The following is a 21,094-nucleotide window of genomic DNA, read 5'->3' on the forward strand; positions in this document are numbered from 1 at the left end:
CCGTCAGGCCTCGGTCACGTCCGGCAGGGCCGATTCGCGCGTCTCGAGCCAGTGCGGCACCGGCAGGCCCTTGTCGCGCAGGAACACCGGGTTCCAGAGCTTGGTCTGGTAGCGCGTCCCCGAATCGCAGAGCACCGTGACGATGGTCTTGCCCGGCCCCATCTCGCGCGCCATGCGGATGGCGCCCGCGACGTTGATCCCCGACGAGCCGCCGAGGCACAGCCCCTCGTGCTCGAGCAGGTCGTAGAGGATGGGCAGCGCCTCGCTGTCGGGCACCCGGCAGGCGAAATCGGGGGTGAAGCCGTCGAGGTTCGCGGTCACCCGCCCCTGCCCGATCCCCTCGGTGATCGAGTTGCCGGGCGCGTCGAGTTCGCCCTGCGTGTACCACGCAAACAGCGCCGATCCCTCGGGGTCGGCGATGCCGATCTTCACCCCCTTCGGCTGCAGCGCCATCCCGACGCCGGCGAGTGTCCCGCCCGAGCCCACCGAGCAGATGAACCCGTCCACCCCGCCCCCGGTCTGGTCCCAGATCTCGGGGCCGGTGGTTTCCAGATGCGCCTGCCGGTTGGCGGTGTTGTCGAACTGGTTCGCCCAGACCGCCCCGCCCGGCAGCGTGGCGGCCAGCGCCTCGGCCAGCCGGCCCGAATAGCGGACGTAGTTGTTGGGGTTGCGGTAGGGGGCGGCAGGCACCTCGACCAGCTCGGCGCCGGCGAGGCGCAGCATGTCCTTCTTTTCCTGGCTCTGCGTCTCTGGGATGACGATGACCGAGCGGAAGCCCATCGAGGCGCCGACCAGCGCGAGGCCGATGCCGGTGTTGCCCGCGGTGCCCTCGACGATGGTGCCGCCCGGGCCGAGCGCACCCCGCGCCACGGCGTCGCGGATGATGTAGAGCGCGGCGCGGTCCTTGACCGACTGGCCGGGGTTCATGAACTCGCACTTGCCCCAGATCTCGCAGCCGGTCGCCTCGGAGGCCCGGTTGAGCCGGATGAGCGGCGTGCGGCCGATCAGGGCCGCGAGATCGGATGCGTTGCGCATGGTCAGCCCTCGCTGTTGATCCTGCCGTTTAACCAGCCGGGGACGAGCGCGGCAACCCGTCCGCCGCCGGCGAGGGGCGCGGGCGCACGCGATCGTGGGCAGAGTTGAGGCGTGCGGGCGGTCGCGGTCGGCGCGCCGGGGCCGTCGACCGCGGTCGCTCCGCGCCGGGTCCGGGGGCGCGCGTTGCGCCACAGCGGCCCGCCCCCCTCGCGCGGCCCCTTGCACCCGCCCCGCGGGCAGGATCATCCTGCCGCCATGACCCAGACGCCGCCCCCCGCCCCCGCCCCTTCGCGCCCGCTGAACCTCGCCGCGCATGTGCTGGCGGCGGGGCAGGCCACGCCCGACAAGCTCGCCCTCGCCGTCGTCTCGCCGACCCGGGCCGACCGCTGGTCCTACGGGCGGCTGACGGCGGCGGTGCGGGGGACGGCGACGGGGCTGCTCGCCCGCGGGCTCAACCCCGGCGACCGGGTGCTGCTCAGGATCGGCAACGAGCCCGCGTTCCCCATCGCCTATCTCGGCTGCATCGCGGCGGGGCTGGTGCCCGTGCCGACCTCGGCCATGCTCACCGCCCGCGAGGTGGGCAAGATCGCGGCCGAGATCACCCATGCGCTGACCATCGCCGGCCCCGGCATCGCCCTGCCCGAGGGCGACACCGCACCGGTCCTGCCGGTGGCCGAGCTGGCCGCGATGGCGACCCTGCCCCCGGGGGAGTTCGCCGAGGGCGACCCGGACCGGCTGGCCTATATCGTCTATACCTCGGGCACCTCGGGCCAGCCGCGGGCGGTGATGCACGCGCATCGCGCCATCCTCGCGCGGGCGATGATGTTTCAGGGCTGGTACGGGCTCACGCCGAACGACCGGCTGATGCACGCGGGCGCCTTCAACTGGACCTTCACCCTCGGCACCGGGCTGATGGACCCGTGGACGGTCGGCGCCACCGCGCTGATCCCGGCCGAGGGCACGGCGCTCGAACAGATCCCTCTGCTCGCCGCCCGCCACGGCGCCACCATCCTCGCCACCGCCCCCGGCGTCTTCCGCCGCATCCTGCGGGCCGACTGGGCGCCGGTCCCCAGCCTGCGCCACGGGCTGACCGCGGGCGAGCGGCTCGACCCCGCGCTGCGCGACGCGTGGCGGGCGCGGACGGGGACGGAACTCCACGAGGCGATGGGGATGTCCGAGTGCTCGACGTTCCTCTCGGGCTCGCCCGCGCGGCCCGCGCCGCCCGGCACGGCGGGCTATCCGCAGCCCGGGCGGCGGGTGGCGATCCTGTCCGAGGACGGGGCCGAGAACCCGCCCGGCACGCCCGGCGTCCTCGCCGTCCATCGCAGCGATCCGGGGCTGTTTCTCGGCTATCTGGGCCAGCCCGAGGAGACCGCGGCCCGCCATCAGGGCGACTGGTTCCTGACCGGCGATCTGGCCGTGGCGGCCGAGGACGGGGCGATCTCGACGCTCGGGCGGGCCGACGACATGATGAACGCGGGCGGCTTCCGCGTGGCCCCCGCCGAGGTCGAGGACGTGCTCGCCCCCGTGCCCGGCGCGGGCGACGTGGCGGCGGCGGAGCTGACCGTGGCGGGCGGGGCGTCGATCATCGCCGCGTTCTGGACCGGCGACGCGACGCAGGACGCGCTCGAGGCCGCGGCCGAGGCGGGGCTGGCCCGCTACAAGCAGCCGCGGCGCTACGTCCGCGTCGACGCCCTGCCCCGCACGCCGACCGGCAAGGTCAACCGCCGGGCGCTGCGCGAGGCGCACCGGCCCCACCCCGGCTGACCCCCGGCTGACGCCGCGGGCGGGCCTGTCCCCGGCTCACTCGGGGAAGCGGATCACGTCCAGCGGATACTCCATCACCGCCTGCAGCGGCTGGTCGAGGTCCTCGCTGAAGGCGAAGACGTGCAGCGCGTCGCCGTGCAGCACCACCCGGCAGAACCGCCCCTCGCGGGCCAGCGCCTTGGGGCATTCGGCGAGGTCGGCGTGGTCGACCGTCGCCTCGAACACCTCGTAGGTCATCACCGCCATCGGCACCGGACGGGCGGGGACGAGGTTGATCGGCGCGGCGACGCCTGCGGTCTGCGGGCCGGTCTCCATCTCGCCGGGCTGCGAGGCGAGGGCCGGGGCTGCGCCGAGCACGGTTGCGGCAAGGATGCCGGCGGAAATCCTTTTGCGGATCATTCGGTTGGCCTTCTCGGGCTGGTTGCCGGAAATCCTTATCTCTTTGCTAAGGTAACAGGACTGCGCCGGATTGTCGCACCCCCGCCTGTCAGCCCGTGCCGCCGCCCGTCCGCCGACGCCCCACGGCGTCACCTCACCGCAGGCTTGCCTGCGCCGGGCGGTTGCCGCAACAAGGCGCCCTGTGCCCCCGACCCTCTCCCGACCCGCAGGACCGCCCATGACCCGCTTTGCCGCCCCCATCGCCGAACAGATCTGGGACATGAAATACCGCCTGCGCGACGCCGACGGCACGCCGCGCGACGGCTCGGTCGAGGACAGCTGGCGGCGCGTCGCCCGCGACCTCGCCTCGGTCGAGGCCGACCCCGCCGCGTGGGAGGACCGCTTCTACGCCGCGCTCGAGGATTTCCGCTTCCTGCCCGCCGGCCGCATCCTGTCGGGCGCCGGCACGGGGCGGTCGGTGACGCTCTTCAACTGCTTCGTCATGGGCACCATCCCCGACAGCATGGAGGGCATCTTCCAGTCCCTCAAGGAAGCCGCGCTCACGATGCAGCAGGGCGGCGGGATTGGCTACGACTTCTCGACCATCCGGCCCAAGGGGGCGCCGGTGACGGGGGTGGCGGCGGATGCCTCGGGGCCGCTGTCGTTCATGGACGTCTGGGACGCGATGTGCCGCACGATCATGTCGGCGGGCTCGCGCCGCGGGGCGATGATGGCCACCATGCGCTGCGATCACCCCGACATCGAGGCGTTCATCGCCGCCAAGCAGGACAGCGCCCGGCTGCGGATGTTCAACCTGTCGGTGCTGGTCACCGACGACTTCATGGCTGCGCTCAAGGCCGATGGCGACTGGCCGCTGGTCTTCGGCGGGCAGGTCTACCGCACGCTGCGCGCCCGCGATCTGTGGGACCGGATCATGCGGGCGACCTATGACTATGCCGAGCCGGGGGTGATCTTCATCGACCGGATCAACGCGATGAACAACCTCGGCTATGCCGAGACGATCGCCGCGACCAACCCCTGCGGCGAACAGCCCCTGCCGCCCTACGGCGCCTGTCTGCTGGGTTCGGTGAACCTCGCCCGGCTGGTCCGCGACCCCTTCGGCCCCGAGGCCGCGCTGGACGAGGACGCGCTCGCCAAGCTGGTGACCGTCGCCGTGCGGATGATGGACAACGTGGTGGACGCGAGCCGCTTTCCCCTGCCCCAGCAGGCGGCCGAGGCGCGCGCCAAGCGGCGCATCGGGCTGGGCGTCACCGGGCTCGCCGACGCGCTGATGATGGTCGGGCTGCGCTACGGCGCACCCGAGGCCGCCGCCGCCACCCGCCGCTGGATGCGCCGCATCGCCCGCGCGGCCTATCTCGCCAGCGCCGATCTGGCGCGGGAAAAGGGCGCCTTCCCGCTTTACGACGCCGAGGCGTTCCTCGCCTCCGGCTTCATGCAGCGGATGGACGAGGACGTGCGCGCCGCGATCCGCACCCACGGCATCCGCAACGCGCTGCTGACCTCGGTCGCGCCCACGGGGACGATCTCGCTTTACGCCGGCAACGTCAGCTCGGGGATCGAGCCGGTGTTCGCGCTGAGCTACACCCGCAAGATCCTGCAGAAGGACGGCACCCGCAGCGAGGAAGAGGTGGTGGACTATGCCGCCAGCCTCTGGCGCGAACGGATGGGCGACGCCCCCCTGCCCGACTGGTTCGTGGACGCCCAGACGCTCGACCCGCTCGACCATGTCGCCATGCAGGCGGCGGCGCAGGAGTGGGTGGACAGCTCGATCTCGAAGACCATCAACTGCCCGCCCGACATTCCGTTCGAGGCGTTCAAGGACGTCTACCTCGCCGCGTGGGACCAGGGCTGCAAGGGCTGCACCACCTATCGCCCGAACGCCGTGACCGGGTCGGTCCTGTCGGTGGCCGAACCCGCGGCCGCCCCCGCCGCCGTGCCCGCAGAGCAGCTGCCGGCGTTCTATCTCGAGGCGCCGATGGACCGGCCACAGGCGCTCGAGGGGGCGACCTACAAGCTCAAGTTCCCGGGCAGCGAGCACGCCATCTACATCACCCTCAACGACATCGAGGAGGGCGGCCGGCGGCGGCCGTTCGAGGTGTTCATCAACTCGAAGAACATGGAGCATTACGCCTGGACCGTGGCGCTGACGCGGATGATCTCGGCGGTGTTCCGGCGCGGCGGCGACGTGTCCTTCGTGGTCGAGGAGCTCAAGGCCGTGTTCGACCCCCGCGGCGGGGCCTGGATCGCGGGCCGCTACGTCCCCTCGATCCTCGCCGCGATCGGCGGCGTGATCGAGCGGCACATGGTGGCGATCGGCTTCCTCGCCGCCGAGGGCGCGGGGCTGAAGGCCGACCCCACCGCCGACGCCGCGCCCCCCGCGCCGGGGGCCGTCCCCGTCGGCCCCTCGTGCCCGGCCTGCGGGATGCCGGGAATGCGGATGGTCGAGGGCTGCCTGACCTGCCCGAGCTGCGGCCACTCGAAATGCGGCTGACGCCGGATGCGGCAGGGTTTCTGCCGCATCCGCCCTTGACTTTCGGCCCCCCGGCCCCGATCTAGTCCACGTCCAGGAACCCGCTGCCGCGTGAGCAGCCGCAGTCTGACTGCCAAGGGCCGGACGCTCAATCGGTTTCCCCTCTCACGCAGGGTTGCCCGCGGGACCTCGTATCGCCCCGCGCCCCTGACGTTGCCGCGACCGACCCCTGACCGGGGCGGCGTCGGCGTGATCTTTCCGCGCGGCCCGATACGGGGGCGGCGCCACAGGACCATGAGAAGATGACTGACAACATGACCCAAGCCCGCCCCGCCAACCCGGCCGGGCGCACCCAGAAACCCCGCCGCAGCGGCGACGCCCCCCATCGCGGCCCCCGCGAGGGCGCGCACGGCACCGACGGCCCGCGCGGCAAGTCGCGCTTCGACGCCGACAAGCCGAAATCCGCGGGCTTCGGCGCCCGCCGCGGCCCCGGCCGCGCCAAGAAGGCGCGCGCCGAAGGCCAGGCCGAGCCCTTCATCCGCCGCGCCATCCCCGAGATGGACACGGCCTTCACCCGCATGGGCATCGACCCGCGCGTGGCGATCAACCTGCCAGAGCTGGGGCTGAACGAGCCGACGCCGATCCAGGCCGAGGCCATCCCGGCGCTGGTCGCGGGCCGTGACCTGCTGGGCCTCGCCCAGACCGGCACCGGCAAGACCGCCGCCTTCAGCCTGCCGATGCTGACCCGCCTCGTCACCAAGGGCGAGCGGGCCGAGCCGCTGAGCTGCAAGGCGCTGATCCTCGCCCCCACCCGCGAGCTGGCCACCCAGATCGCCCAGAACGTCGAGGCCTTTGCCCGCGGCACCGGCATCCGCAGCTTCCGGGTCGTCGGCGGCGCCTCGATCAACGCGCAGGTGGACCGCCTCGCCCGGGGTGTCGACGTGCTGATCGCCACGCCCGGCCGCCTGATCGACCTGATCGAGCGCAAGGCTGTCCGCTTCGACCAGACCCGCTATCTGGTGCTGGACGAGGCCGACCAGATGCTCGACATCGGCTTCATCCACGCGCTGCGCCGCATCGCCAAGCTGCTGCCGGCCGAGCGTCAGACGATGCTCTTCTCGGCCACCATGCCGAAGCTGATGGAAGAGCTGGCCGACAGCTATCTGACCGATCCGGTCCGCGTGGCGGTGAACCCGCCGGGCAAGGCCGCCGAAAAGATCGACCAGGGCGTCCACTTCGTGAACCAGGGCGACAAGGCGGCGCTGCTGGCCGAGTATCTCTCCAAGCACCCGGGCGAGCTTGCGATCGTCTTCGGCCGCACCAAGCACGGGTCCGAGAAGCTGTCGAAGCTGCTCGAGAAATGGGGCTTCTCGGTCGCCGCGATCCACGGCAACAAGTCGCAGGGCCAGCGCGAGAGGGCGCTCTCGTCCTTCCGCTCGGAAGAGACGCAGGTGCTCGTGGCGACCGACGTCGCGGCGCGCGGGCTCGACATCCCGCAGGTTGCGCATGTCTACAACTTCGACCTGCCGAACGTGCCCGAGAACTACGTCCACCGCATTGGCCGCACCGCGCGCGCCGGGCGTGACGGCCGCGCCGTGGCGTTCTGCGCCCCGGCCGAGGTCGGCGAGCTCAGGGCCGTGGAAAAGGCCATGAAGGCGCAGATCCCGGTCATCGGCGGCGAGCCGCCGGCCGGCCCGGTGCCCAGCCCGCGCAAGCCCGGCGCCCGCCCGCAGGGCGACGGTGCCGCCCGCAAGCGCCCGGCGCGCCGCCCCTCGCGCGCGCCGAAGGGCCAGCAGCGCGGCTGACCCCGCGCCCGCCTCGACCCCGTCCAGCCCGGCGCCCCCCCGCGTCGGGCTGGATCTTTTCGGCCCCCCCGTGCGCCCGCCCCTTGCAGCCGCCGCGCCGAGTTGGCACCCCGCGGCATGGCCAAGCTTTATTTCCACTACTCGACGATGAATGCCGGCAAGAGCACGCTCCTGCTGCAAGCCGCCCACAACTACCGCGAGCGGGGCATGACGCCCCTGCTGCTCATCGCGGCGCTCGACACCCGCGCGGGGCCGGGGCGGATCGGCAGCCGCATCGGGCTGGGCGCCGACGCCATCGCCTTCGACGCCGACACCGACCTCTTCGCGCTGATCGCGGCCGAGGGCCCCGACGCCGCCTGCATCTTCGTGGACGAGGCCCAGTTCCTCACCCCCGCGCAGGTCTGGCAGCTCGCCCGGGTGGCCGACGACTGCGGCCAGCCGGTCATGGCCTACGGCCTGCGCACCGATTTCCGCGGCGAGCTGTTCCCCGGCTCGGCGGCGCTGCTCGCCATTGCCGACGACCTGCGCGAGGTGCGCACGATCTGCCATTGCGGGCGCAAGGCCACGATGGTGGTGCGGCTCGGGCCGGACGGCGCGGTGCTGCGCGAGGGCGCCCAGATCCAGGTCGGCGGGAACGAGAGCTACGTCTCGCTCTGCCGCCGCCACTGGCGCGCGGCGATGGGCGCCTGAGGCGGTTCAGGGAATCTTTACCGCCGCGCTGTAGGACGAGACCGGGGGTGAGCGTTGCGGCAGGGCTGCGGCTGCGTTAACCCTGACGCCGAACCGGCAAAGGACGACCCATGCGGCTTTCATCGCTTTCTTGCACCGCCCGTGGCGCGCTTGCTGCCGCGATCCTGGCGCTGACCGCGCTGCCTGCGGCGGCGTTCGACACCACCGCCCGCGCGGCCTGGGTCTATGACGTGGCGACCGGCACGGTGCTGATGGAAAAGGACGCCGACCGGGCGATTCCCCCCGCCTCGATGTCGAAGCTGATGACCGTGTACATGCTGTTCGAGGCGATCCACGAGGGGCGCGTCAGCCTCGACACGCGCTTCCCCGTCTCGACCAAGGCCCGGCAGATGAAGGGCTCGACGATGTTCCTGAACGAGCGCGACCGCCCGACGGTGGAAGAGCTCATCAAGGGGATCATCGTGCTCTCGGGCAACGATGCCTGCGTGGTCGTGGCCGAGGGGCTGGCCGGCACCGAAGAGGCGTTCGCCCGCGAGGCGACGGCCCGGGCCAAGGCCCTGGGGCTGACCGAGACGCATCTGACCAACGCCTCGGGCTGGCCGGACCCCGGGCACCGGATGTCCACCCATGACCTCGGCGTGCTCGCGCAGCACCTGATCACGGACTTCCCCGAGCTCTACAAGAACTTCGCGATCAAGGAATACGCCTTCGACAACCGCGCCCCCGCCAACCGCCACAACCGCAACCCGATCCTCGGGCTGGGGATCGGCGCCGACGGGCTCAAGACCGGCCATACCGAAGAGGCGGGCTACGGCCTCGTCGGCTCGGCTGTGCAGGACGGCCGGCGGGTGATCTTCGTCCTCAGCGGGCTCGGGTCGGAAAAGGCGCGGGCCGAGGAATCCGAGCGCATCGTCAACTGGGCCTTCCGCCAGTTCACCATGAAGACCGTGGTGCCGAAGGGGGAGCGGGTGGCCTGGGCGCCCGTCTGGCTGGGGGCCGCGCGGCGGGTGGCGCTGACCACGCAGGACGGGGTGAACGTGCTGATCCCGGCCGGGGCCGCCGCGGGCGTGACCGCCGAGGCGGTGTTCGACGGCCCGATCGAGGCGCCGATCACCGCCGGGCAGCGGCTGGGCGAGCTCGTGGTGACGGTGCCGGGGTCGGTGCAGTCGCGCCTGCCGCTGGTCGCCGCGGACGACGTGCCGCGTGCAGGCTTCATGGGCCGGATGCAGAACGCCGCGATGCGGCTGGGCCGGCAGGCCGCCGCCGCCGTCGGCGGCTGACGCGCCGGGGCCCGCGGACGGTGTTCATCAGCCTCGAGGGCATCGACGGGTCGGGCAAGTCCACCCAGGCCCGGCGTCTGGCCGAGGCGCTCAGGGCCGAGGGGCATGAGGTCGTGCTGACCCGCGAGCCCGGCGGCGCGCCGGGGGCCGAGGACATCCGCCGCCTGCTGGTCGAGGGCAGCGCCGACCGCTGGTCGGCCGAGACCGAACTGCTGCTTTTCACTGCCGCGCGCCGCGATCACCTCGAACGGACCATCCGCCCGGCGCTCGACCGCGGGGCATGGGTCGTGACCGACCGCTTTGCCGACTCGACCCGCGTCTATCAGGGGGCGACCCGCGGCGACCTGCGCGGAGCGGTCGATGCGCTGCACGCGCTGATGATCGGGGTCGAGCCGGACCGGACCTTCGTGATCGACCTCGACCCGGCCGAGGCGCTGGCACGGACCCTGCGCCGGCAGCAACCGGGCGATCTCCCGCCCGCCGCCGAGCTGGCCGAGGCGGCCGCGCGCGCCGTCGCCGCGCCGCCGGTCGCGGCCGTGCCCGCCGGCACCCACCTTCCGTCAAGCGACGATGCCGCCGCCGAGGACCGCTTCGAATCGATGGGCCTGCCGTTCCAACGCGCGCTGCGCGACGGGTTCCGGGCGCTCGCCGCGGCCCATCCCGACCGCATCCGCCTGATCGACGGCAGCGGCCCGGCCGAGGCAGTCGCCGCCCGCGTCCGCGCGGCGCTCTGAGGATGGCCCGCGACCTCGCCCCCGACGACCCGCCGGTCGAATCCGACCGCGTCCCCGGCGCCCCGCACCCGCGCGAGACGCCCCGCGTCATCGGCCAGGACGAGGCCGCGGCCGGTTTCCTCGACGCCGCCGCCGCCGGCCGGCTGCACCACGGCTGGCTCATCACCGGCCCCCGCGGCACCGGCAAGGCGACGCTTGCCTGGGCCATCGCCCGCTGGCTCATCGCCGGCGGCGAACCCGGCCGGCTCGAGGTCGACCCCGACCACCCCGCCGCCCGCCGGATGCGGGCGCTGGCCGAGCCGCGGCTGCATCTCGTGCGCCGCAGCGAGGATGACAAGGGCCGCCTCAGGGCAGAGATCGTCATCGACGACATCCGCCGGATGATCGAGTTCTTCCACCTCTCGGCGATCGACGGCGGCCGCCGGGTGGTGATCATCGACGCCGCCGACGACATGAACCCCCAGTCCGCGAACGCGGTCCTCAAGATGCTCGAGGAACCGCCGCGCGACGCCATGCTGCTGCTGATCTCGCACCAGCCGGGGCGGCTCTTGCCCACGATCCGCTCGCGCTGCCGGCAGCTGCGCCTCGGGCCGCTTTCGCCCGACGACATGGCCGCGGCGCTCGCCCCGCTCGAGGTCGAGGGCGACCCGGCCCGCCTCGCCGCGCTCGCCGCAGGCTCGGTGGGCGAGGCGCTGCGGCTCGCCGGGCAGGACGGGCTTTCGCGCTACGCCGACCTCGTGGCGCTGTTCCAGACCCTGCCGCGGATGGACCGCAGCCGCGCCGCGGCGCTGGCCGAGACGGCGGGTGGGCGGCCGGGCCCGGACGGCGATCCCTTCGACCTGACCATGACGCTTCTCGACCGTTTCCTCGCCCGCGCCGCCCGCGCCGGGCTGATGGGCCCGCCCCTGCCCGAGGCCGCGGACGGCGAGGCCGCCCTGCTCGCCCGCCTGTCCCCCGACGAGCCCGCCGCGCGCCGCTGGGCCGAGGCGCAGGCCGAGCTGTCGGCGCGGGCCCGGCGCGGCCGGGCGGTCAACCTTGACCCCGCGGCGCTGGTGATGGATATGCTCATGACCCTCGCCCAGACCGGCGCCGACGCGCCCGCGCGGGGATGAACGCTGACCCCGCAGCCGGGACCGATCCGATGAGCACCGACGCACCCCGGCCCGCCCGGTCCCCCGAACCCGTGGCGCAGAACCCTGCGGACCGTCCGCAGCTCGTGGACAGCCACTGCCACCTCGATTTCCCCGATTTCGCCGGCGAGCTGCCGGCGCTGGTCGACCGCGCCCGCGCCGCAGGCGTCACCCGGATGGTGACGATCTGCACCCGGTTGCGGCTGGAACCCTCGGTCCGGGCCATCGCCGAAGCCCATGACGGCGTCTTCTACGCCGCCGGCACCCACCCGATGTATGCCGCCGAAGAGCCGCTGGCGACGGTCGAGGATCTCGTCGCCCTCGCCCGTCACCCGAAATTCGTGGGCATCGGCGAGACCGGGCTCGACTACCACTACACCGCCGAAAGCGCCGCCCGGCAGGCCGAGAGCCTGCTGGTGCACATCGAGGCCGCGCGCCGCACGGGCCTGCCGCTCATCATCCACGCGCGCGACGCCGACGACGACATGGCGGCGATCCTGACCCGCGAGCACGCGGCGGGCGGCTTTACCGGCGTGATGCACTGCTACACCTCGGGGCCGGCGCTGGCCGAGGCGGCGCTCGGGATCGGCTTCTACCTGTCGATGTCGGGCATCGCGGCCTTCCCGCGCTCGACCGAGCTGCGCGAGATCTTCGCGGCCGCCCCCCGCGACCGCATCCTGGTCGAGACAGACGCCCCCTACCTCGCCCCGCCCCCGCACCGCGGCAAGCGGAACGAGCCCGCCTACGTCGCCCACACCGCCAGGGTGGGCGCGGCGCTGTTCGAGATGGAGGAGGCCGCGTTCGCCGCCCTGACCAGCGCCAACTTCGACCGCCTGTTCACGCGCGCCGCGGGGGTTACGGGGTGAGCGCGCCGGCCGAGGGGCAGCTTCGCGCCGTCATCCTCGGCTGCGGGTCGTCCGGCGGCGTGCCGCGGCTCGGCGGGCACTGGGGCGCCTGCGACCCGGCAAACCCGAAGAACCGCCGCCGCCGCTGCGCGCTGCTGGTCGAGCGCCACGGCCCCCGCGGCGTCACGCGGGTGCTGGTCGACACCGGCCCCGACCTCGTGCCGCAGCTCACAGACGCGGGCGTCGGGCTGCTGGACGGGGTGGTGTGGACCCATGCCCACGCCGACCACATCCACGGCATCGACGACCTGCGCCAGATCGTCCACAACCGCCACAGCCTGCTGCCCGGCTGGGCCGACGCCCCGACCGAGGCCGCCTTGCGGACCCGCTTCGGCTATGTCTTCGAGACGCCGCCCGGCTCGGGCTATCCGCCGATCGTGACGCTGAACCGGATCGACGGCCCCTTCGCGATCGAGGGCGCCGGCGGCGCGCTGCACCTCACCCCCTTCACCGTCGATCACGGCGGCACCCCGGCGTTGGGGTTCCGGATCAGCGCCGGCGCGGGCGCCCCTGCCCTCGTCTATCTGCCCGACGTCCTGGAAATCCCCGAGGCGGCCTGGCCCGCGATCATGGAGCCCGAGGTCTTCATCTGCGACGCCCTGCGCTACACCCCGCACCCGAGCCACGCGCATCTCGCGCTGGCGCTGGAGTGGATCGCGCGGTCGCGGGCGCGGCGCGGGGTGCTGACCAATATGCACATCGACCTCGACCATGACGCCGTCATGGCCGAGACCCCCGACCACATCGTCCCGGCCCATGACGGGATGGACATCCGGCTGTGACGGCGCTCTTCGACGTCATCCTGCCGGTCTTCCTGGTCATCGGCTTCGGCTATCTCGTGGCTTGGCGGGGGCTTTTCGCGCCGGCCGCGGTGGACGGGCTGCAGCGCTATGCGCAGAACTTCGGCGTGCCGGTGCTGCTCTTCAAGTCGATGGCGGCGCTGGACCTCTCGGCCGAGTTCGACCCGCGGCTGCTGGTGTCGTTCTACGCCGGCGCGCTCGCCTCGTTCCTCGTCGGCTGGGTCGTCGCGCGCCGCGTCATCGGCCGGAGCCCCGAGGATTCCGTCGCCGTCGCCTTCGCCTGCCTCTTCTCGAACTCGCTGCTGCTCGGCATCCCGATCATGGAGCGCGCCTACGGCACCGAGTCGCTCGCCGGCAACTTCGCCATCATCGCGCTGCATTCGCCGATGCTCTACACGCTCGGGATCACGGTGATGGAGTTCACGCGCGCCCGCGGCACCGGGGTCTCGGCGGGGCGCGTCGCGGGGCGGGCGCTCAGGGGGGTGCTCAGGACGCCGCTGGTGATCGGCATCCTCAGCGGCCTGACGATGAACGTGCTGACTATGGCCGGGTTGGTGCTGCCGGGCGGGTTCTGGGCGGCGGTCGAGATGATCGCCCGCTCGGCGCTGCCGGCGGCGCTGTTTGCGCTGGGGGGCGTGCTGCTGCGCTACAAGCCGCAGGGCGACGCGGCCTCGATCGCGCTCATCTGCGCCTGCTCGCTGATCCTGCACCCGGCGCTGACCTGGGGGCTGGGGCAGATGCTGGGCCTGCCCGTGGCGGGGCTGCGCTCGGCGGTGGTGACGGCGGCGATGGCGCCGGGGGTCAATGCCTATCTGTTTGCCAACCTCTACCAGTCGGCGATCCGGTCGGCGGCGTCCTCGGTCCTCATCGCCACGGCGCTGTCGATCCTGACGATCTGGGGGTGGCTCGCGCTGCTGCCCTAGGCTCGGACGCCGGAACGGCCTCACGCCGGGCCGGGGGGGTCGTCCTGAACGCAGCAATGCGGCCCCACGGCGTGGTCGAACGCGGCGAGGCTCTGGGGGGCTCCGGCCGAGCGCCGGGCGGTGGGGTCGTCGACCCCACCCACGCGCCCTCAAGCCGGGGTCAGGCCACGCAGCCGCTCGCCGCGGCGCCGCAGCACCTCGACCGTCGCCAGCAGCGCGATCGAGAAGATCACCAGCAGCGTCGCCACCGCGAGGATGGCGGGCGAGATCTGCTCGCGGATACCGTTCCACATCTGCCGCGGGATGGTCTGCTGGTCGGGGCCGGCGATGAAGAGAACCGCGACGACCTCGTCGAACGAGGTGACGAAGGCGAACAGCGCCCCCGAGATCACGCCGGGCAGGATCAGCGGCATGGTGATCTTGAAGAACGTGGTCCGCGGGTTCGCCCCCAGCGAGGCCGCGGCCCGGTTGAGCGACTGGTCGAAGCCGATCAGCGTCGCCGTCACGGTGATGATGACGAAGGGAATCCCGAGCGTCGCATGCGCAAGGATCACGCCGAGATAGGTGTTGGCGAGGCAGCCCGAGTTCGACAGGATCGGCGCCAGCAGCCGGCCGATGGTGCTTGTCGTGTCCACGCAGGTCGAGGAGTAGAAGAAGAACATCCCCGTCGCGGTGATGATGATCGGCACGATCATGGGCGAGATCAGCACCGCCATGATGATCCGCCGGAACGGCATCTCGGGCCGCGACAGCCCGAGCGCGGCCAGCGTCCCCAGCACGGTGGCAAGGATGGTCGAGAAGAACCCGACGATCAGCGAGTTCTTCGCCGCGTTCAGCCACTTGGCGTTGGCCCAGGCGTCCGCCCACCAGCTCGCGTCGCGCGGCGCGTCGGCCCGTGACATCCCGAAGGTCAGCAGCGTGTCGTACCAGCGCATCGAATAGCCGTCCGGGTCGAAGGACAGCATCTTCTCGGTGAAGGTGAAGTAGGGCTCGGCGTTGAAGCTGAGCGGGATCACCACGATGATCGGCGCGATCAGGAACACGAAGATCGCCACGCAGATCGCGATGTAGGTCCAGTGCCAGACCCGCTCGAGCGGCGAGGCGTAGGTGGGCAGCGCCATGTCGGATCACCCCAGCTTGAGATTGTCGATCCCGACCAGCCGGTCGTAGATCCAGTAGAGCACCAGCACCGCACCCAGCAGGATCGCCGCCAGCGCCGCCGCCATCGACCAGTTCAGCGTCTCGGTCATGTGCATCGCGATCATGTTCGAGATGAGCTGCCCGGTCGAGCCGCCGACCAGCGCGGGCGTGATGTAGTAGCCCACGGCGAGGATGAAGACGAGCAGCGCCCCGGCCCCCAGCCCCGGCAGCGTCAGCGGAAAATAGACCCGCCGGAACGCCGTCCACGAGGTCGCGCCCAGCGACTTGGCGGCGCGCACGTAGCTCGGGTTGATGGTCCGCATCACCGAATAGAGCGGCAGGATCATGAACGGCAGCAGGATGTGGGTCATGGCGATGACCGTGCCGAGTTGGTTGTAGATCATCTGCAGACGCTGCTCGTTGCCGATCACCCCCAGCCACACCAGCAGGTCGTTGATCACCCCCTGCTGCTGCAACAGCACCATCCACGCCGTGGTCCGCACCAGAAGCGAGGTCCAGAACGGCAGCAGCACGAGGATCATCAGCAGGTTCGACTTCCGCATCGGCAGCGTCGCCAGCAGATGGGCGATCGGGAAGCCGAGCAGGAAGGTGGTGAAGGTGATCAGCAGCGACAGCATCAGCGTGCGCTTGAACAGCATCACGTAGACCTGCTGCTGGGGAGGGGCCATCACCAAGTTGCCGGCTTCGTCGCGGGTCCGGTCCACCGCGGCGAGGTAGAAGTTCGCGGTGTAGGCCGTCGAGGCATTGCGCATCGCCCGCCACAGCATCGGCTCGCCCCATTTCGGGTCGGCGTCCAGCAGCGCCTCGCGGTAGGGCGGCTCGAACCCGTCGCGCGCCTTCCGCCCGGTGGCGGTGAAGAGCGAGCGCGTGCCCGGCACGTCATAGTTGATGCGCGTGCCGACGATCCCCACCGTGCGGTTGTCGGCCGCGGCCTTCAGGTCGGCGGCGAGCGCGGCAAAGGCGGCCTCGTCGGGCTGGGTGCCGGGCTTGTGCGCGGCAAACCACGCCGAGGTCTGCGGCATGTTGGCCGAGAACCCGTCGTTGTACATCGAGCGGTGCAGCATCTGCCCGATCGGGATCACGAAGGTGATGACGATGAACGTCAGCAGCGGCAGCACCAGCAGGAAGGCGCGGCGCCGCGCCTTGGCCTGGCTGCGCGCCAGCGCCCGGGCGAGCGGGCGGCCGTCGGCGGTGGTCAGTGGCGCGCCGGGGGCGGTCACGGTCGGGCTGGCGCCCGAGGCGCCGGCGACCACGGCGGCGTGGGGGTCGAGTGCAGATGCCATGCTCGGGTCCTTCCTCTCAGCCCGCGGCCAGCCAGGCGGCGAAACGCTCGCGCAGCTCGGTCTCGTGTTCGGCCCAGAACTGCGGATCAACCGCCAGGGCGGTGGCGACGTTGGCGGGGGCGGTGGGCAGATGCGGGGTCATCGGCACCGGCGCGCCGCGCTTGGTGGTGCCCGCGAAATTGCCCACCATCGCCTGCGACGAGAGCCGCGGGGGACCGTAGGGCAGCTCTTCGGCGAAGCGCGCCAGCGGCTCGGGCGCGGTCGAGGCGGCGACGAAGGCCAGCGCGCCGGCGCGGTTCGGGGCGCCCTTGGGGATCACCCAGCCCTCGAGTTCGTAGATCTGCGCGTCCCACAGGATCGCCAGCGGCAGCCCGTCCACCTCGGCCGCCTTGAAGATGCGCCCGTTATAGGCCGCGGCCATCGCCACCTCGCCATCGGCGAGAAGCTGCACGGGCTGGGCGCCGGCCTCCCACCAGACGACCTCGTGCTTGATCGTGTCAAGCTTGGCGAAAGCGCGGTCCTGCCCCTCGGGCGTGGCGAGCAGCGGGTAGACCTGCTCGCGCGGGACGCCGTCGGCAAGCAGCGCCAGCTCGAGCGTGAACTGCGGGGTGCGCGACAGGCCACGGCGGCCGGGGAAGCGCGTCAGGTCGAAGAAATCCGCCGCCTGCGTCGGCGCGGCGCGGCGCGCGTCATAGGCGATGACGGTCGAATAGATGTCGGTCGGCACGAAGCACGGCCCGAGCGTGCCGGGCATGAAATCCGCCGCCGCGGCCGTGCCGTCCGGGGCGGGGACGAGGGTGGCGGGGTCGATCGGCTCGACCTCGCCCTCGTCACACAGCCGCATCGCGGCCCCCTGCCCGACGCTGGCCACGTCGGTGGTGACGTTGCCGGCCTGCACCTCGGCGTGGACCATGCCGTGGGGGTCGTCGCTGTCCGAGAACCGCACCATCGTCCCGGTCGCCTCGGTGAAGGGGCGGGCCATCGCCACCTCCTGCGCGGCCGAGAAATCGCCGCCCCAGGACAGCACCCGCAGCTCACCCGCGCCCGCCCAGGGCACCGGGGCGACCGAGACGAGCAGCGGCAGAAGGGCAAGGCGCATCAGCATGGCGAGGGGTCCGTGAGTTGGGGACCGGGGCGCCCGCGACGGGGCGCCCCGGCGCGCGGGATCAGCTGGCGAGCCAGGCGTTGAAGCGCTCGGTCAGCTCGGTGCCGTGGTCGGCCCAGAAGGCGGCGTCGTTGACCAGCCCCTTCTCGGCGTTCTCGGGCGTCGAGGGCAGATAGGGCGCCATGTCGGTCGTACCGTCCTTGTACTTCCCGACGCTGGCCGCCGCCGACTTCCGCGACGGGCCATAGGCGATCATGCTCGACATCACGGCCTGACGCGCGGGGTCCGAGGCGAAGGCGATGAACTTCATCGCCGCGTCCTTGCCGGGCGCGCCCTTGGGGATCACCCAGTAGTCCATGTCCAGGTTCACGCCGTCCCAGACGAAGCCGAAGTTCTTGCCCTCGCCCACGATGGCGTCGAAGATCCGGCCGTTGTAGGCCAGCGTCATCGACACCTCCTTGTCGGCAAGAAGCTGCGGCGCCTGGGCCCCGGCTTCCCACCAGACGACGTCGCCCTTGATCGTGTCGAGCTTCTTGAACGCCCGGTCCACGCCCTCGGGCGTCGAGAGCACGTCATAGACCTCGGCCGCGGGCACGCCATCGGCCAGCAGCGCGAATTCGAGCGCGTATTTCGGCCGCTTGATGATACCGCGCTTGCCGGGGAATTTGGCGGTGTCGAAGAAATCCGCGACCGTCTGCGGGGCGCCGTTCGGGAAGGCGTCCTTGTCATAGGCGATGGCGGTGGACCAGACCATGATCGCGGTGCCGCACTCGTTCAGCGCGCTCGGCAGATAGTCGTCGGCCGCGGCCGAGCCGTCCGCGCCCTTGGCCAGCGCCGCCGGGTCGATCGGCTCGATCAGCCCCTCGTCGCACAGCCGGATCACGTCCGACTGCTCGACCTCATAGACGTCCGAGGTGATGTTGCCCGCCTCGACCTCGGCCTTGAGCTTGGCGGGCGGGTCCGAGGCGTCGAGCACGCTCGTCTGGATGCCGGTCGCCTCGCTGAACGGCTTGACGTAGGCCTCCTCGACCGTCTTGGCGAAGGCGCCGCCGTAGGTCGTGACGTTCAGCGGCCCCTCGGCCAGGGCGGGCGCGGCGATCAGCGCCAGCGCGGTGCCGAGGATCAGTCTGGTCTTCATGATGTCTCTTTCCCCTCCACGAAAATGGGCGCCGGCGCCGGTCAGGCCCGCATCGGCGGCCCGGATACCCCCCGCACCACGCGGCGCGGGGGACCATTGCAACCGTTCGTCAGCCAGCCAGCCAGGCGTTGAAGCGCTCGCTCAGCTCGCCGTCATGATCGACCCAGAAGTCGAGGTTCGAGCTCAGGCCCTTCTCGAGGTTCTCCGGCGAGGTCGGCAGGTGCGGCCCCATCGGCTGGTCCTTGCCGGCGATGTTGCCGACGAGGCCCGAGGCCGACTTGCGCGGCGGGCCGTAGCTGATCTGCTCGGCTGCCTTGGCCAGCTGCGGCGCCTCGGTCGAGAAGGCGATGTAGTCCATCGCGTTCTGCTTGTTCGGCGCGCCCTTCGGCACCACCCAACCTTCCATCTCGTAGATCTGGCCGTCCCAGATGATCTTGAACGGCTTGCCCTCGCCCACGGCGGCGTTGAAGATCCGGCCGTTGAAGGCATAGGCCATCGTCACCTCGCCATCCGCCAGCAGCTGCGGCGGCTGGGCGCCGGCCTCCCACCAGATCACGTCCTTCTTGATGGTGTCGAGCTTCTTGAAGGCGCGGTCCACGCCCTCGGGGGTGCCCAGAACCTGATAGACCTCGGCCGCCGGCACGCCATCGGCCATCAGCGCCAGCTCGAGGTTGAACTTGGCGCCCTTGCGCATGGTGCGCTTGCCCGGGAACTTGGCGGTGTCGAAGAAATCGGCCGGGGTGGCGGGCTTGGCGTCGGCGAACTTGCTGTCGTCATAGGCCAGCACCATCGAATAGACGTCAGTGGCGACGAAGCATTCGGTCACCGCGCCCTCGATGAAGTCGTCCTTGGCCGCCTCACCGCCCGGACCGGCCGAAAGGATCGCCGGGTCGATCTGCTCCAGCGCGCCCTCGTCGCAGAGCCGCACCGCGTCGGCATATTCGACCGAGGCCACGTCGGCGGTGACGTTGCCCGCCTCGACCATCGCCTTGATCGGCGTGGCCGGGTTGTCGGCGTCGGTCACGGTGATCTTGATGCCGGTCTTTTCCTCGAACGGGGCGTTATAGGCGACCTTGTGGCTTTCGCCGTAGGCCCCGCCCCAGTCGAGCACGTTCAGGACCTTGTCCTGCGCCGAGGCAGCGCCGGCGAGCACCACCAGCGCGGTGGTCGAGATCAGCAGCTTCTTCATGTCTCTCTCCTGTTGGTCTTGTCGTTGATTGGGTCTGTCAGACCGGGTCGAGCGCCCGGGCATCCTGCGGGTTCCAGCCGATGCGGATGTGCTGGCCGGGCGACAGCCGGGTCTGGCCCAGCGTGTTGCGGAACTTCATCACGAACTCGTCGCTGCCCGCCACCTTCATCCGGGCCCGCAGGATGTCGCCCATGTAGATCACGTCGCGCACCTCGGCGTCGATGGTGTGGGCACCCTGCGGCATCATCTCGGGCTTGAACTCGACCCGCTCGGGGCGGATCGAGACGAGCGTCGGCTGGCCCGCCTCGCGGACGTTGACCGCGGTCGCGTCGATCAGCTCGCCGTTCGGCAGGCGCACCACCGCGCGCTCGCCGTCGAGCTTTTCGATCACGCCAGACAGCTTGTTGTTCTCGCCGATGAAGCCCGCGACGAAGCTGTTCTGCGGCTTCTCGTAGAGCTCGGAGGGCGGCGCGAGCTGCTGGATGCGACCGTCGTTGAAGACCGCGATCCGGTCCGACATGGTCAGCGCCTCGCCCTGGTCATGCGTCACATAGACCACGGTGATTCCCAGATTCTCGTGCAGCGCCTTGATTTCATACTGCATATGCTCGCGCAGCTGCTTGTCGAGCGCGCCCAGTGGCTCGTCCATCAGCACCAGCTTGGGGTCGAACACCAGCGCCCGGGCCAGCGCGATGCGCTGCTGCTGGCCGCCCGAGAGCTGCGCCGGGCGGCGGTTCTTGAACTTGCCCATCTGCACCATGTCGAGCGCGCGGGCGATCCGGCTCTCGCGCTCGGCCTTGCCCATCCCGCGCACCTCGAGCGGGAAGGCGAGGTTCTCGCCCACCGACATGTGCGGGAACAGTGCGTAGCTCTGGAATACCATGCCGATGCCGCGCTTGTGGGGCGGGACGTCGTTGATGTTCTTGCCGTCCAGACGGATCTCGCCGTTGGTCGCGGTCTCGAAGCCGGCAAGCATCATCAGGCAGGTCGTCTTGCCCGACCCGGACGGCCCGAGCATCGTCAGGAACTCGCCCTTGCCGATGTCCAGATTGAGGTCCTTCACCACAAGGGACTGGCCGTCATAGCTTTTCTGGACATGGTCGAAGACGACGAAACCGTCGCTCCTGGCCGAAGACGTACCCACGCGCCCCTCCTTGGTCGGTCCGATGCGGTGCGAGACTAAGCGGCGATCACCTTGCGCCGCAATCCGAATCTAGCGGTCAGGGGCCGATGAACGCGGCAGGCTTGCGTCATTTCGGTGGCAGGATTGCGACAGCGAG

The 21,094-nt window shown here is 71.5% G+C and carries 18 protein-coding genes; 10 read left to right on the forward strand and 8 right to left on the reverse strand.

Annotated features, from left to right (window positions below; all coding sequences use genetic code 11):
• Positions 1-3 precede the first annotated feature (3 nt).
• Positions 4-1,035, reverse strand: coding sequence for a cysteine synthase A (locus tag HGN31_RS02125; RefSeq protein ID WP_036701360.1), 1,032 nt, complete (start codon positions 1,033-1,035; stop codon positions 4-6).
• Positions 1,036-1,290: 255 nt separating this feature from the next.
• Between HGN31_RS02125 and HGN31_RS02130 the strand changes: the two genes are divergently transcribed.
• Positions 1,291-2,802 carry a class I adenylate-forming enzyme family protein gene (locus tag HGN31_RS02130; RefSeq protein ID WP_168782182.1) on the forward strand — a complete coding sequence of 504 codons (1,512 nt, stop codon included), beginning with the start codon at positions 1,291-1,293 and terminating at the stop codon, positions 2,800-2,802.
• A gap of 36 nt (positions 2,803-2,838) precedes the next feature.
• Here the strand turns inward: HGN31_RS02130 and HGN31_RS02135 are convergent, their stop codons facing one another.
• Complete coding sequence (locus HGN31_RS02135) at positions 2,839-3,201, reverse strand: hypothetical protein (protein ID WP_168782183.1); 363 nt, start codon at positions 3,199-3,201, stop codon at positions 2,839-2,841.
• A 217-nt stretch (positions 3,202-3,418) separates the two neighbouring features.
• Between HGN31_RS02135 and HGN31_RS02140 the strand changes: the two genes are divergently transcribed.
• The 9 genes from HGN31_RS02140 (at position 3,419) to HGN31_RS02180 (ending at position 13,938) form a co-directional block, all read left to right on the forward strand.
• Positions 3,419-5,692 (forward strand): adenosylcobalamin-dependent ribonucleoside-diphosphate reductase, encoded by a 2,274-nt coding sequence (locus HGN31_RS02140; RefSeq protein WP_168782184.1) that lies wholly within the window; start codon positions 3,419-3,421, stop codon positions 5,690-5,692.
• A gap of 536 nt (positions 5,693-6,228) precedes the next feature.
• Positions 6,229-7,476: a DEAD/DEAH box helicase gene (locus HGN31_RS02145; protein WP_168783778.1), complete on the forward strand. Its 1,248-nt coding sequence runs from the start codon at positions 6,229-6,231 to the stop codon at positions 7,474-7,476.
• 117 nt (positions 7,477-7,593) lie between these two features.
• Positions 7,594-8,166: a thymidine kinase gene (locus tag HGN31_RS02150; RefSeq protein ID WP_168782185.1), complete on the forward strand. Its 573-nt coding sequence runs from the start codon at positions 7,594-7,596 to the stop codon at positions 8,164-8,166.
• A 110-nt stretch (positions 8,167-8,276) separates the two neighbouring features.
• A complete protein-coding gene (locus tag HGN31_RS02155; RefSeq protein ID WP_052512846.1) occupies positions 8,277-9,446 on the forward strand; it encodes a D-alanyl-D-alanine carboxypeptidase family protein in 1,170 nt (389 codons plus the stop codon).
• A gap of 20 nt (positions 9,447-9,466) precedes the next feature.
• A complete protein-coding gene (tmk, locus tag HGN31_RS02160) occupies positions 9,467-10,180 on the forward strand; it encodes a dTMP kinase (RefSeq protein ID WP_168782186.1) in 714 nt (237 codons plus the stop codon).
• Between the two features lie 2 nt (positions 10,181-10,182).
• Positions 10,183-11,292: a DNA polymerase III subunit delta' gene (locus HGN31_RS02165; protein WP_168782187.1), complete on the forward strand. Its 1,110-nt coding sequence runs from the start codon at positions 10,183-10,185 to the stop codon at positions 11,290-11,292.
• Positions 11,293-11,321: 29 nt separating this feature from the next.
• Positions 11,322-12,176 (forward strand): TatD family hydrolase, encoded by an 855-nt coding sequence (locus HGN31_RS02170; protein WP_168782188.1) that lies wholly within the window; start codon positions 11,322-11,324, stop codon positions 12,174-12,176.
• On the forward strand, positions 12,173-12,997 hold the full coding sequence (locus HGN31_RS02175; RefSeq protein ID WP_168782189.1) for an MBL fold metallo-hydrolase: 825 nt from the start codon (positions 12,173-12,175) through the stop codon (positions 12,995-12,997). Before HGN31_RS02170 ends, HGN31_RS02175 begins: the two co-directional genes overlap by 4 nt.
• Positions 12,994-13,938, forward strand: a complete 945-nt coding sequence (locus tag HGN31_RS02180; RefSeq protein WP_168782190.1) for an AEC family transporter — start codon at positions 12,994-12,996, stop codon at positions 13,936-13,938. Before HGN31_RS02175 ends, HGN31_RS02180 begins: the two co-directional genes overlap by 4 nt.
• Positions 13,939-14,087: 149 nt before the next feature.
• On the opposite strand, the gene HGN31_RS02185 is transcribed toward HGN31_RS02180, so the two are convergent.
• The 6 genes from HGN31_RS02185 to HGN31_RS02210 all read right to left on the reverse strand — a co-directional run bounded on the left by HGN31_RS02185 (position 14,088) and on the right by HGN31_RS02210 (position 20,958).
• Positions 14,088-15,059 (reverse strand): ABC transporter permease, encoded by a 972-nt coding sequence (locus tag HGN31_RS02185; RefSeq protein ID WP_168782191.1) that lies wholly within the window; start codon positions 15,057-15,059, stop codon positions 14,088-14,090.
• Between the two features lie 6 nt (positions 15,060-15,065).
• Positions 15,066-16,382: an ABC transporter permease gene (locus HGN31_RS02190; protein WP_168782192.1), complete on the reverse strand. Its 1,317-nt coding sequence runs from the start codon at positions 16,380-16,382 to the stop codon at positions 15,066-15,068.
• Between the two features lie 16 nt (positions 16,383-16,398).
• A complete protein-coding gene (locus HGN31_RS02195) occupies positions 16,399-17,487 on the reverse strand; it encodes an ABC transporter substrate-binding protein (protein WP_168782193.1) in 1,089 nt (362 codons plus the stop codon).
• 61 nt (positions 17,488-17,548) lie between these two features.
• Positions 17,549-18,625 (reverse strand): ABC transporter substrate-binding protein, encoded by a 1,077-nt coding sequence (locus HGN31_RS02200; protein ID WP_036708102.1) that lies wholly within the window; start codon positions 18,623-18,625, stop codon positions 17,549-17,551.
• Positions 18,626-18,734: 109 nt separating this feature from the next.
• Entirely contained in the window at positions 18,735-19,814 is a 1,080-nt protein-coding gene (locus HGN31_RS02205; protein ID WP_036708104.1) for an ABC transporter substrate-binding protein, read from the reverse strand.
• A 37-nt stretch (positions 19,815-19,851) separates the two neighbouring features.
• Positions 19,852-20,958, reverse strand: coding sequence for an ABC transporter ATP-binding protein (locus tag HGN31_RS02210; protein ID WP_036731119.1), 1,107 nt, complete (start codon positions 20,956-20,958; stop codon positions 19,852-19,854).
• Positions 20,959-21,094 lie beyond the last annotated feature (136 nt).

Origin of the sequence: Paracoccus sanguinis, assembly GCF_012689545.1 — a bacterium.
Taxonomy (GTDB): Bacteria; Pseudomonadota; Alphaproteobacteria; order Rhodobacterales; family Rhodobacteraceae; genus Paracoccus; species Paracoccus panacisoli.